Origin of the sequence: Actinomadura sp. NPDC049382, assembly GCF_040677125.1 — a bacterium.
In the GTDB taxonomy this organism is placed as follows: Bacteria; Actinomycetota; Actinomycetes; order Streptosporangiales; family Streptosporangiaceae; genus Spirillospora; species Spirillospora geliboluensis.
Genome location: NZ_JBFARO010000095.1, coordinates 18,490 through 31,000, shown reverse-complemented (window position 1 = coordinate 31,000; position 12,511 = coordinate 18,490). Strand labels below are relative to the sequence as shown.

Genomic DNA, 12,511 nt, shown 5'->3' with positions numbered 1-12,511 from the left:
GGCGGCGGGGGCGGCGCTGGCGGCCCGGCGTCTCGGCCGCCGCGCCCTGCGCGCGGCCGAGCGGCGGCTGGAGCGCGAGACCCGGCGCCTCGTCGCGCGGGCCGAGCAGGCGGGCCCGCTCGGCAAGGCCGCGGTGGCCGGGGTCGCGGCGCTGCGGGACGGCAAGTCCCCGTTCCGCGCGCTGCTGAGCTTCGGCTGGACCGCCCTGAAGGAGACCCTCGCCCGCGTCTTCGGGCGCGGACGCGGACGGACGCCGACCAACATCGTCGAGCAGATCGACATCGGTGCGCCGCGCCGTCTCGTCTACGACCAGTGGACGCGGTTCCAGGACTACCCGTCCTTCATGAAGAAGGTCGTCAGCGTCGAGCAGGCCGACGAGACGAAGCTGAACTGGAAGGCGAAGATCTTCTGGTCGGCGCGGACGTGGGAGGCGTCGATCGTCGAGCAGGTCCCGGACGAGCACATCGTGTGGCGCTCGAAGGGGCCGAAGGGCCACGCGGACGGGGCCGTCAGCTTCCACGAGCTGACCCCGGACCTGACCCGCGTCCTGCTCGTCCTGGAGTACCGCCCCGCCGGCCTGTTCGAGCGGACCGGCAACCTCTGGCGCGCGCAGGGACGCCGGGCGCGGCTGGAGCTCAAGCACTTCCAACGCCACGTGATGACGCAGGCGCTCACCCGGCCCGACGAGGTCGAGGGCTGGCGCGGCGAGATCCGCGACGGCGAGACCGTCTCGTCCCCCACATGACCGATACCAAGTGATCAACATGAGTGAGGTAACACCATGGCACGCGGAATCCTGACGGGCCGGTCGCCCGTCGGACAGATCGCCAAACGGCTCCCGGGCGGGCGGCGGAGCAGCCGCGTCCCCGGCCTGGGCCGCATCGCCGGCAGCCTGCCGAAGGGCCTGCCGAAGAGCGTGCCCGGCGGGCGGACCGCCGGCACCGCGGGCGGCGTCCTGCTCGGCGCCGGCGCGGCCGTCGCCGCGAGCCGCGCCCTCGCCGGGCGCCGCGGCGAGCAGAGCGGCGACACGTCCGGGGCCGAGGAGAAGGAGAAGACGACGGCGAAGGCCAAGACCAAGGCCCCTGAGAAGAGCGAGAAGAGCGAGAAGGACGAGAAGAGCGGGCAGGGCGGCGGCGCGAACGAGAGCAGCAACGGGCAGGGCGTGCTCGGCCGGCTCAAGGACACCGTCGGCGGCGCGCTCCCCGGCGGGCAGGGCGACGACGACGCCAAGGACGACGGCGCCAAGGTCGGCGGTGGCGGCGGCGGTAAGAAGGTGAAGGTCACCAACATCGTCGAGCACATCGACATCGGTGCGCCGCGCCGTCTCGTCTACGACCAGTGGACGCGGTTCCAGGACTACCCGTCCTTCATGAAGAAGGTCATCAGCGTCGAGCAGGCCGACGAGACGAAGCTGAACTGGAAGGCGAAGATCTTCTGGTCGGCGCGGACGTGGGAGTCCACGATCGTCGAGCAGGTCCCGGACGAGCACGTCGTGTGGCGCTCCAAGGGCCCGAAGGGGCACGTGGACGGGACGGTCAGCTTCCACGAGCTGGCCCCGAACCTGACCCGCGTCCTGGTCGTCCTCGAATACCACCCGCAGGGCTTCATGGAGCGGACCGGCAACCTCTGGCGCGCGCAGGGGCGCCGGGCGCGGCTGGAGCTCAAGCACCTCCGCCGGCACGTGATGACGCAGTCGCTCACCCATGCCGACGAGATCGAGGGCTGGCGCGGCGAGATCCGCGACGGCGAGGTCGTCCGGACGCACGAGGACGCCGTCGAGGACGAGAAGTCCGAGAAGCCCAAGAAGTCGGAGAGCGCGGAGAAGAAGCCGGCCAGGGGCAAGAACGGCTCCGGCGCCAAGGCCAAGAGCGAGGACGCCGAGAAGGAGTACGAGGAGGTCTGACCCCCGGGACACGGGCCCCCGCGGCCGCCGCTCAGCGGATGAGCCGGGCCAGCTCGACGCGCGACCGGATCCCGAGCCGGGTGAAGACGTTGCGGAGATGGTGGTCGATCGTCCGCGGGCTGAGCAGCAGCCGCGCCGCGATCTCCCGGTTGGTGGCGCCCTCGGCCGCCATCCGGGCGATGTGCGCCTGCTGCGCGGTGAGCGTGCCGAACCCGCTCGCCGCGCGCGGGGCCGCGGTGCCGGGGGCCCGCGTGCCGCCCGTCCCCACCGTCCCCCGCTCGGGGACGGGCGGCACGGCCGCCGGGGGCGCGACCGCCTCCCCGGCGGCGCGCAGCTCCGCGCGGGCCTGCGCGGTCCACGGGGCGGCGCCGTACCGTTCGAAGATCCGCAGCGCGGCGCGCAGGTGGGCGCGGGCCGCGCGGGGCCGCCGGCCGCGCCGCAGCCGGTGCCCGAACAGCAGTTCCGTGCGGGCGAGGTCGAACACGGCGCCGGCGGCCTCGTGCAGCCGCAGCGCCTCGGTGAAGTGCTCCTCGGCGTCGGCGTCCCGCTCGGCGAGCAGGGCGCGGCAGCGGCGGTTGAGCGCCTCCCGGCCGGGAGCCGCATGCCGGCCGGCGGTGCCGATGCCCTCCGTCCAGGCACGGAAGCGCTCGTAGGCGCGGGCCGCCTCCTCGTGCTCGCCGGTGCGGACGAGCGCCTCGACCAGGTGCGGGACGGCGAACAGCCGCGCCGGGAGGTGGGCGAGCCCGGCGCCGCCCGGCAGCCGGAGCCGCGCGGCGGCGTCGGCGGGACGGTCCGCGGCGAGGTCCAGGCAGGCGGGCGCCCACGAGCCGAACGCGGCGGCGCGGGTGCGGCCGCGCAGGTCCGCGGTGCCGGTGAGCGGCGCCAGCCGCGCGTTCGCGGCGGCGGCGTCGCCGTTGAACGCGGCGGTGAGCGCGAGGGTGGCGAGCTGCTCGGCGGCGTGCCCGTGCAGCCGGGTGGCGCGGGCGAGACGCAGCCCGTCGTGGCAGGCGGCGATCGGCCCCGGCGGGTGCCCGAGCAGCGCCTCGCACCGTCCGGCGACGAGCAGCGCGTACGACTCGGCGGGCGCGTCGCCGAGGCGCCGGGCGGACGTGACGGCCTCGGCGGCGAGGACGCGGGTGCGCGGCGCGTCCCCGAGCGCGAACGCGGCCAGCGCCGCCCACACCAGCGCCGGCGGGTCGGGGATCCCCGCGCCGAGCCGGACGGCGGTACCGAGCCGGTCCACCGCCTCCTGATAGCGGCCGCGGACCATCGCCGCCATGCCGCCGAGGTGCGCCAGCATCAGCTCGCCGCGGACGTCCCCCGGCGGGGCGGGCAGCGACGCCGCCCGATCGGCGATCTCCAGGTAGGCGTGGGTGTCCCCGGCGGCGTCGGCGGCCTCGGCGGCCCACATCAGCGCGTCCAGCGCCGCCTCGGCGTCGGTCCCGGCGAGCCGTTCGGCCGCGTCCCGCAGCGCCGGCACCGCCGCCGCCGGGGTGCCCGCCGCGACCTCGATCTCGCCGCGCAGCAGGGTGGCGCGGGCGGCGCGCGTCCCGTCGCAGGCGGGCGGCCGGACCTGCCGGAGCATCGCGCGGGCCCGCCGGGACCGGCCGCTCGCCCAGGCGTCCCCGGCGGCGGCGAGAAACCGGTCGGTGCGGGCGCCGTGCTCGGCGGTGAGCGTCGCCGCCCGCTGCCAGAGCCGCCAGGAGTCGGCGTAGCGGCCCGCGCGGCGGCGGTCCGCCGCCGCGTCCGCCAGCTCGGCGGCGAGCGCGTCGTCGGGTTCGCCGGCGACGGCCGCGCGGTGCCACTGCCGCCGGGGCCGCTGCCAGTCCTGGACGAGGACCTCGGCGAGCAGCGCGTGCGCGTCCTGCCGCTCGGCGCGGGACGCGTCCGCCCACAGCGAGGACCGGACGAGCCGGTTGCGGACCGCGACGCCCTCGCCCTCGAACCGCAGCAGCCCCGAGTCGCGGGCGGCGTCGAGGTCGGCCGGTTCGATGCCGTCCAGCCGGGTCGCCCGCGCCAGCGTCGCGGCGCCGAGCCACTCCTCGGCCACCGCCATCAGCACGAGCCGCCGCGCGCCGGCGGGGAGCCGCAGGTGGCGGCGGCGGTAGCGGCCGCGCAGCGAACTCGCGGCGGGGAGCGCGCGCGGCGGCGGCGCCGCGCCGGACAGCTGCCCGGGCGTCAGCGCGGCGGCCAGCTCCCGGATCGCCAGGGGCCGCCCGCACGCCAGGTCGACGATCTCCTCGGCGAGGTCGCCGTCGCCGCCGGCCCCGCTCGCCGTGCGGTCGCCGCCCGCTCCGGCGTCGGCGCTCAGCGCGTCCTGGAGGACGCGGCGGCTCGCCTCCTCGGCGAGGGGCGCGAGGCGCAGCCGCGGGATCCCGGCCAGCGTGCTCGCGTCCCCGCCCGGGGCGGTGCGGTCGTCGCGGACGGCGAACAGCACCGCGACCGGCTCGTCCTGCACGCGGCGCGCCGCGAACGCCAGCACTTCGAGCGAGCCTTGGTCGAGCCGGTGCGCGTCGTCCGCCCAGCACAGCACCGGGCCCTGCCGCGCCGCCAGGCTCAGCAGCTCGCACACCGCCGTGTAGAGGACGAACGGCGCGGCGCTCGGCGCCCCGTCCATGATCGTGCCGAGCGCGCCGCGGTGCGCGGGCGGGAGCTGCGCGATCTCCGCCGCGAGCGGGCGCAGCAGCCGGTGCAGGCCCGCGTAGCGGACGTCCGTCTCCCCGGGGACGCCCGTGGTCCCGCACGTCCGGAAGCCTTCTCCGGCCCGGCGGACGGCCGCCTCCAGCAGGGCCGTCCGGCCGATGCCGGCGTCCCCGGCGAGGGTCAGGGCGCCGCCCTGCCCGCCGCGGGCCCGGTCGAGCATCGCCTCGATCGTCTGGATCTCGCGGTCGCGCCCGTGGAGTTCGGGCTGGGGGCGGGGGTGCGGGTGGGGCTGGTGCGGGTGGGGCTGGGGGTGCGGCTGGGGGTGGGTCATGCCGGTCCCTCCTCATCGGGGAACTGACCTCGGCCGGGCGCCGTAGGCGGCTCCTCTATTGGACGGGGTCTCAAAAGGGAAGGGGACCATAGGTGAGCACGGCCGCCCCCCGGCGGTCCAGAGCCCGCCTCCGTTTCGTGGCCACGGCGCAATCCGGACGTGCCCCCGTTGTGAGCCCGCACAGTCTGGACGTCCCGCGATGGCCCGCAGGCGCCCGCGATGGCACGATGAGGCCCCCGCGTTGTGCTGGAGGTGGCCCGCGATGACGGCAGGACGGTCCGCGACGGTGAACGGGACGGCGGACGGCACGGTGGCCGGGACGACCGGGACGGCGGCGCGGCGGCCCGATCCGGCCCGCCCGATGGACGCGGACCGCACCATCATGCGCAAGGCGGTGCTGCGGCTGTCGGACCGGCTGCCCGACCTCGCCGACCGGCTCACCGCCGAGATCTTGTCCGGCGACCGGGGCGACCGCGACGACGCGTTCCGGCACGACGTGTGGGAGATGTGCCACACCGGGCTCGGGCACGGCTTCAAGACGATCCTCGAACCGAGCCGGGGCCGCGCCGACCTCGACTGGGCGCGCCGCCTCGGGCAGCGCCGGGCGCACCAGGGGCAGCCCCTCGACCAGCTGCTGCGCTCCTACCGGCTCGCCGGGCGGGTGTTCTGGGAGGCGGTCGTCGAGGTCGTCGGGCAGAACGACCCCGAGAACGTCCCGGCGCTGATCCGGCAGGCGACCCGCACCTGGGACACCATCGACCAGCAGTCCGGCGCCGCCGCGGCCGCCTACCACCGCACCGAGCTGGCGCTGGCGCGGCGCAGCGAGGAGCGCGTCCAGGCGATCGTGGACGCGCTGCTGGACGGGCAGGGCGCCGACGGCGGGCTGCTCGCGACCGCGACGTCCGTCCTCGGGCTGCCCGCGACCGGCCGGTACGCGGTCGTGATGCTGGGCGCCGAGTGCGGCTTCGGGGACGGCGTGGACCGGCGCCCCGCCGACACCGGCGGGATGCGGTTCATCTGGCGGCTGCGCACCGACGCGCAGGTGGCGCTGGTCGCGCTCGGCGCCGCCGAGCTCGACGACCTCGTCGCCGCCGTCCGCCCCTACGCGCGCTCGCACGCCGGGGTGAGCCCGGTCGTCGGCTCGCTCGCCGAGCTGGGCGGCGCCCGCTGGTTCGCCGAGCTGGCGCTGCGGACGTGCCGCGGCCCCGGCAACCAGATCGCCCGGCTGGACCGCCGCCTCCCCGACGCGCTCGTGCTGTCCCAGCCGCGCCTCGCCGGCCGGCTCGGGCACGTCGCGCTCGGCGGCCTCGGCGACGTGGACCCCGGGTTCCGCGACGTGCTGCTGACGACGCTGGAGACCTGGCTGGAATGCGACGGCTCCGCGGCGCGCGCGGCCGACCGGCTGTTCTGCCACCGCAACACCGTCCTCAACCGGCTCCGCAAGATCGAGCAGCTCACCGGGCGGACGCTCACCCGCCCCGGCGACCTCGTCGAACTGTCCCTCGCGCTCAGCGCGCTGCGGCTGCACGGCGCGGAGGACGGCTCCGCCGACGGCGGCATGGCCGGGCCGCCCGTGCGGGGAGGCAACGGGCGGCCCGGCCGGTAGGGGAGCCCCGGGGGGACGGGGGCTAGGAGTTCGGGCAGGTGTCCCGGTACTCGGAGATGTTCAGGTCCGGGTTCGGGCCGGGGCACAGGAACTGGTCGTAGCGGGTGTCATTGTCGATGTACCGCTTGAGCCAGGAGATGCTGTACTTCGCGATCGTCGTGTTCGCGATGTTCGGCGCGAAGTGGCTGGCGCCGTTCAGCTCCAGGTACGCCTTCTCCGACGACGCCGGGATGCTCGTGTAGAACGGCTCGGAGTGCGAGGCGACGGGCGCGACCGTGTCCGCCTCCGCGCCGATGATCATCGTGGGGACGCGCACGTCCGAGAAGTTCTTCTGCAGGTCCCACGGGGTCAGCGGGATCGCGGCCTGCAGCTGCGGGCGCTCCTCGGCGGCCTCCAGCGTCCCGCCGCCGCCCATCGAGTGGCCCATCACGCCGAGCCGGGTCGCGTCGATCCGGGTCCGGACGCTGCTGCGCTCGGTGAGGTAGTCGAGCGCGGCCTCCAGCTGCCGGGCGCGGCTGCTCGGCTGGTCGAGCCGGGTGTTGGTGTCGATCGTGAAGATCACGAAGCCCTGGGAGGCCAGCCGCGGGCCGAGCCAGGCCATGCTGCTCTGGTCGGCGGTGAAGCCGGGCGCGACCGCCACCGCGCCGAACGTCCCCTCGGCGGTGCTGGTCGGGTAGTAGATCGTCCCGCCGCCGAAGCCGGTCACGCTCAGCGACGAAACGCTCGTCTGGGACGTCGCGAACGGGCCGCGCAGCGCCTCGATGCTCTGCACGGTCGGGGCGGGGCCGCGCTCGTAGGGGTTGTCGGCCGCCTGCGCGGCGGCCTGCGGGACGGTGAGTGCGCCGGCGGTGAGGGCCGCGGCGAGCAGCGCCTTCGCCGCCCGGCCGGGGGCGTGCCTGGGGATGGATCGCACGTCGCTTCGCTCCTGTTCGGGGGGAGGAGCCGGGAGCCGGCTCCCCGGAACGGGGCGGAGCCGGGGGACCGGCTCCAGGATGCGCACATTCTCGGCACGCCGCCGGGCCCCCGGCATCGGCGAAATCGCCGGTCATCCCGCGACGGCGGCCCTGGCCAGGCGGAAGCAGCCGAACGGGCGCAGCGCGTCGGCCCGCGATGAATGCGCCGTCACAATGTCGGCGCCGCGCGGCGGGCGAACGCTGTCAGCGCGCTGACAGCGATCTGCCAGGGCGGCGGCGGAGGCTCGGTCCCGGAAGGGAGAACGACATGATCGACGTACTCGTCATCGGAGCCGGCCCGACCGGCCTCACCCTCGCGGTCGACCTCGCCCGGCGCGGCGTCCGGTACCGCGTCATCGACCCCGGCACCCGCACCGGCTCGCGCGGCAAGGGCCTCCAGCCGCGGACGCTGGAGGTCTTCGACGACCTCGGGGTGATCGGCGCGGTCCGTGCGGCGGGCGCCGCGTACCCGCCGATCCGCGCCTACGCGGGCGGCGAGGTCGTGTGGGAGGGGCGGATGAGCGAGACGAAGGCCGCGACGGCCGCCGTCCCGTACCCGAACGTCCTGATGGTGCCGCAGTGGCGCACCGAGGCGATCCTGCACGACCGCCTGGCGGACCTCGGCGGCCGGGTGGAGCGGGGCGAACTCGCCGCGTTCACGCAGGACGCGGACGGGGTCACCGCCACCCTCGCGGACGGCGGCACCGTCCGCGCCGCGTACCTCGTCGGGGCCGACGGCGGCCGGAGCGACGTCCGCAAGACCCTCGGGATCGGCTTCGGCGGCGAGACCCGCGACGCGGAGCGCATGCTCATCGGCGACGTCCGGACCGCCGACCTCGACCGGGACCACTGGCACACCTGGGCCGACATGGCGACGCAGTCCGTGCGCGTCGGCCTGTGCCCCCTCGCCGGGACGGACGACTTCCAGTTCACCGCCCCGATCGCGCCGGACGCGAACCCGGAGCTCACCCTCGCCACCTACCAGAAGGCCCTGGAGGAGGCGTCCGGCCGCACCGACATCCGCCTGACCGACCTGACCTGGAGCTCGGTCTACCGGGTCAACATCCGGATGGCCGAACGCTTCCGCGCCGGCCGTGCCTTCCTGGTCGGCGACGCCGCCCACGTCCATTCCCCGGCGGGCGGGCAGGGCCTCAACACCGGCGTCCAGGACGCCTACAACCTCGGCTGGAAACTGGGGGCGGTCGTCAACGGCGCGCCCGCGTCCCTCCTGGACACCTACGAGGAGGAGCGGCTGCCCGTCGCCGCCGCAGTCCTCGGCATCAGCACGGCCCTGTACGAGAAGGCCGTCGAGGGGCAGGCGGACGCGCACCAGCGCGGCGAGGAGACGCAGCAGCTCCTCCTCGGCTACCCCGACAGCTCGCTCTCGGACGGCCCGCTCGGCGGCACCCGCGCCCCGGACGGCGTCCTGCACGACAGGGACGGCGCCCGGCACCGCGTGCACGACCTGCTCTGCGGCCCCCATCTGACCGTGCTCGCCTTCGACTCCTTCGATACGGGGTTCGCGTACCCCGGCGTCCGTGTCGTCACGATCGGCGAGGCGGGGGAGTACCAGGACCAGGACGGCGAAGTCCGCGCCGCGTACACCTCCGACGGTGCGGCGCTGACCCTGATCCGTCCGGACGGCTACATCGCCTGCACGGGCGACGCCGACACGATCCGCACCCGCCTGAGCGGCCTCAGCAGCACCACGGCGTAGCACGGCCGCATGGCCGGTCGGAATTCCGGTGGCGGGGGCGGGCTCGCGCGGCTCATAGGATCGTGGACCGAGCGTCCCCGCCGAGCGGAGCAGGTCCGACCCATGACGAATGCCGAGCAGCAAGACCCCTTGCGGGACGACCCGCTGGAGGCCGTCCGCGCGCTGCGGGCCGAGTTCGGCATCGACGCCCGGCGCATCGACCAGGTCGGCCGGCTGCTGGCGGCCGGCGACTTCCGCACCGTCGAGGAGGTCGTCGCGAGCACCGGGACGTCCCGGCGGACGGTCGAAGCGGTCTTCCGGGCCCTGGAACCCGACCTCGAAACGTCCGGCGACGGGCGGCGCATCGCGAAGCCGAACGCCGAGAAGTACCGCGGCGTGTTCGACGAGCGGGAGCCGTTCGGCGCCCGCGACCCGTGGGCGGAGTCCGCGCGCCGCGACCCGGCGGCCGTCGCCGCGGCGGAGGCGCTGATCGGCGCGGCGCCGCCGCCCGTGCAGGCGCTCGACCACGTCCCCGCCACCGCCGAGACCGTGGTCAAGCGCGCCCGGTTCATGCTGGACGGCTTCGACCCGACCGGCGCGCACGTCCTCTTCGTCGGCGACCACGACCTGACCTCGCTCGGCCTCTTCCTGGCGGGCGGGGCGCCGGGCCTGCGGGCGAGCGTCGTGGACGTCGACGAGCGGCTGCTGGAGTTCGTCGACACGGAGGCGGCGCGGCGCGGCTGGGACGTCCGCTGCCACTTCGCCGACCTGCGGCTCGGGCTGCCCGCCGTGCTGCGCGAGTCCGCCGACCTGGTGTTCACCGACCCGCCGTACACGCCGGACGGCGTCCAGCTGTTCGTGGCGCGCGGGCTGCAGGGCCTCCGCGACCACCGCAACGGCCGGGTGCTGCTGGCCTACGGGTACGGGGAGCGGCAGCCGGCGCTGGGGCTCGCCGTCCAGAAGGCGCTGAACCCGCTCCACCTCGCCTACGAGGCGATGCTGCCGAACTTCAACCGGTACGTCGGCGCCCAGGCGGTCGGCAGCGCCGCCGCGCTGTACGTCCTGCGCCCCACCCGGCGGACCGAGGCCGCCGCCAGGACCATCGCCGACGACCCCCGCACCGCCATGTACACCCACGGGGCCCAGTCGGTCGAGGCGGGCGGCGGCCTGGACGGCGAGTCGGCCGCCCGCGTCCTCGAACTCGGCGCGGACCCCGGAGAGAAGATCCTCCTCGCCGGTGCCGACTGGCCGAAGGACGCCCCCGGCCGGCGGGTCGCGCTGCCCGCACTCCTCGGCGCGCCGCTGCCCAGGAACCTGCAAGACCACGGCACCGTCCTGGTCAACCTGTATCCGGGGTTCGGCGCGTCGGCGGTGCGGGCGCTGCTGGCCGCCAACGCGCTGAAGGCCGGGCTCGTCTGCCGCGACGACCTGCCCTTCCTCAAGGACGCGGCGGGGCAGCGCGCGTTCGCCCGCCTCATCGGGCCCAAGTACCGGATCGTCCGGTGGCTGCGCGGCACCCCAGGCCCCGGGCAGGCCCTCGTCCTCGCGGAGAGGACCCGGCCGGACGAGCGGTCCGGCGCGGCGCACGTCCTCGGCTTCCTGTACGCGCGGGCGCACGGAAAGCTCGGCAACGCCTGGCGCGAAGGGCTCATCGCACTCCGGAAGTCCACCGGCGGGACGCTCACCAAGGGCGAGGCCCGCGCCGCGATCGAAGCGTCCGCGAGCCGCCCGGAACTGCTGGACCGGTCGCTCATGGACCTGCCGCTGCACCTCTTCGCCACCCTCGAACAGGACGTCGAGCGCTCAATCGCGGCCCTGCCCGCCTGACCCCGTCCTGGCTGGGACGGGCCGGCTCCTGCGGCGCGTCAGGCGCGGGTTCTGACCGTTCCGCCGTTGGTGAGGAGGACCTGGCCGACGAGCATGGGCAGCCGCTCGTCGGCGAGGAAGGCGACCGCCGCCGCGATCTCGTCGGGCGTCGCGATGCGGCCCAGCGGCACGCGCGCCTCCTCGCGGGCGCGGAAGTCCTCGTCCGCCACCGCGCTCCGCTCCGCGATGTCCACCAGCCACGGCGTGTCGATCACGCTCGGCGCGACCGCGTTCACCGCGATGCCGAGCGGCGCCAGTTCCCGGCCGAGCGCCTTGGTGAGCGCGATGATCCCGGCCTTCGCGGCGGAGCAGGCGGTCGCCTCGGGCCGGCCGATCAGGCCGCTCTCGGCCGCGACCAGCACCATCCGGCCGCCGCCGCGCTCCACCATCCCCGGCATGACGGCCTGCGCGCACGCGAACGTCCCGCCGAGGTCGACGTCGATGACCTGCCACCAGTCGTCCGGGTCGTGCTCGGCGAGCGGGCCCGCGGTGACGTGCGCGGCGGCGGTGACGAGGATGCCGATGTCGGTGCCGGTCTGCCGCTCGACCTCCCCGACCATCGCGGCGACCGCGTCCGGGTCGGCGACGTCGGCGGGCACGGCGACGCCGTCCAGTTCGGCGGCGAGCGCCGCCACGTCCCGGTCCGGGCGGTCGTTGAGCGCGACGCGGTGGCCGCCCGCCGCGAGCCGCCGCGCGACCGCCGAGCCGAGCCCGCCGGCCGCCCCCGTCACCAGTGCGACCGCCATCAGATCACCGCCCCCGAGTTGGGGGAGAGGACCTCCCCGGCGCAGAACGTCCCCTCCTCGACCAGGTACGCGCCGGCGAACGCGACCTCCTCCGCCGTCGTGAGCCGCCCGGTGGGCAGCGTCTGCAGGAACGCGGGCCGCCGCCAGGGCGAGTCGGGCCGCAGCAGCGGCGTGTCGGTCGGGCCGGGCGCGAGCGCGTTCACCCGCACCCCGGACGGCGCCAGCTCCGCCGCCAGCGACCGGACGAGCCCGATCATCGTGCCCTTGGCCGCGATGTAGTGGGCCTCGCCGTCCCCGCCGCCGATGGCCAGCGCGGACGAGACCGCGACCACGGCGCCGCGTCCTCGCTCCACCATCCCCGGTGTCACGGCCCGGCACACGTTCACGAGGCCGCCCAGATGGACCCGCAGCATCCGCTGCCAGTCCGGCCAGGCGATGTCGGACACCGGGACGATCGTGTAGTGCCCGGCCGCGCAGACCGCGGCCTCGATCGGGCCCATCTCGCGCTCGATCCGCCGGACGGCGGCGTGCACCTGCTCCGGGACGGCCACGTCGACGCCCACGCTGTGGTCGGGGTCCGCCGCCGGGACGAGGTCCAGGCCCGCCGTCCGCCAGCCGCGGCCGGCCAGCTCGCGCACCATCGCGGAGCCGATCCCGCCGGCCGCGCCGGCGACGAGTGCGACGCGCTCGCGCATCAAGATCACCTCGAATCACTCCGAAGTTTCCAGGCAAACCCGACATGGCCGTGAGTGGCAAGGGTGCCGGAG

Annotated in this window: 9 protein-coding genes; 5 read left to right on the top strand and 4 right to left on the bottom strand. The window is 76.0% G+C overall.

What is annotated here, in order from left to right:
* Nucleotides 1-745, top strand: a 745-nt coding sequence (locus AB0K34_RS34845; protein WP_364553153.1) for an SRPBCC family protein, incomplete at its 5' end; no start/stop codon positions are given.
* A 36-nt stretch (nucleotides 746-781) separates the two neighbouring features.
* Nucleotides 782-1,903 (top strand): SRPBCC family protein, encoded by a 1,122-nt coding sequence (locus AB0K34_RS34840; RefSeq protein ID WP_364553152.1) that lies wholly within the window; start codon nucleotides 782-784, stop codon nucleotides 1,901-1,903.
* 31 nt (nucleotides 1,904-1,934) lie between these two features.
* Here AB0K34_RS34840 and AB0K34_RS34835 read toward each other — a convergent pair whose 3' ends face one another.
* On the bottom strand, nucleotides 1,935-4,877 hold the full coding sequence (locus AB0K34_RS34835) for an AAA family ATPase (RefSeq protein ID WP_301177052.1): 2,943 nt from the start codon (nucleotides 4,875-4,877) through the stop codon (nucleotides 1,935-1,937).
* Nucleotides 4,878-5,139: 262 nt separating this feature from the next.
* On the opposite strand from AB0K34_RS34835, the gene AB0K34_RS34830 reads away from it, so the two are divergent.
* Nucleotides 5,140-6,483: a helix-turn-helix domain-containing protein gene (locus AB0K34_RS34830; RefSeq protein ID WP_364553151.1), complete on the top strand. Its 1,344-nt coding sequence runs from the start codon at nucleotides 5,140-5,142 to the stop codon at nucleotides 6,481-6,483.
* A gap of 22 nt (nucleotides 6,484-6,505) precedes the next feature.
* Here AB0K34_RS34830 and AB0K34_RS34825 read toward each other — a convergent pair whose 3' ends face one another.
* Nucleotides 6,506-7,351 (bottom strand): dienelactone hydrolase family protein, encoded by an 846-nt coding sequence (locus AB0K34_RS34825; RefSeq protein WP_240807606.1) that lies wholly within the window; start codon nucleotides 7,349-7,351, stop codon nucleotides 6,506-6,508.
* Between the two features lie 353 nt (nucleotides 7,352-7,704).
* On the opposite strand from AB0K34_RS34825, the gene AB0K34_RS34820 reads away from it, so the two are divergent.
* Together AB0K34_RS34820 and AB0K34_RS34815 are read left to right on the top strand one after the other, a co-directional pair.
* Nucleotides 7,705-9,153, top strand: a complete 1,449-nt coding sequence (locus AB0K34_RS34820) for an FAD-dependent monooxygenase (RefSeq protein WP_138636698.1) — start codon at nucleotides 7,705-7,707, stop codon at nucleotides 9,151-9,153.
* A 102-nt stretch (nucleotides 9,154-9,255) separates the two neighbouring features.
* Nucleotides 9,256-10,959, top strand: coding sequence for a bis-aminopropyl spermidine synthase family protein (locus AB0K34_RS34815; protein WP_364553150.1), 1,704 nt, complete (start codon nucleotides 9,256-9,258; stop codon nucleotides 10,957-10,959).
* A gap of 38 nt (nucleotides 10,960-10,997) precedes the next feature.
* Here the strand turns inward: AB0K34_RS34815 and AB0K34_RS34810 are convergent, their stop codons facing one another.
* Together AB0K34_RS34810 and AB0K34_RS34805 are read right to left on the bottom strand one after the other, a co-directional pair.
* Nucleotides 10,998-11,744 carry an SDR family oxidoreductase gene (locus AB0K34_RS34810; RefSeq protein ID WP_301177056.1) on the bottom strand — a complete coding sequence of 249 codons (747 nt, stop codon included), beginning with the start codon at nucleotides 11,742-11,744 and terminating at the stop codon, nucleotides 10,998-11,000.
* Nucleotides 11,744-12,439 (bottom strand): SDR family oxidoreductase, encoded by a 696-nt coding sequence (locus AB0K34_RS34805; RefSeq protein WP_364553149.1) that lies wholly within the window; start codon nucleotides 12,437-12,439, stop codon nucleotides 11,744-11,746. The genes AB0K34_RS34810 and AB0K34_RS34805 overlap by 1 nt, the downstream gene beginning before the upstream one ends.
* Between the last annotated feature and the right edge of the window lie 72 nt (nucleotides 12,440-12,511).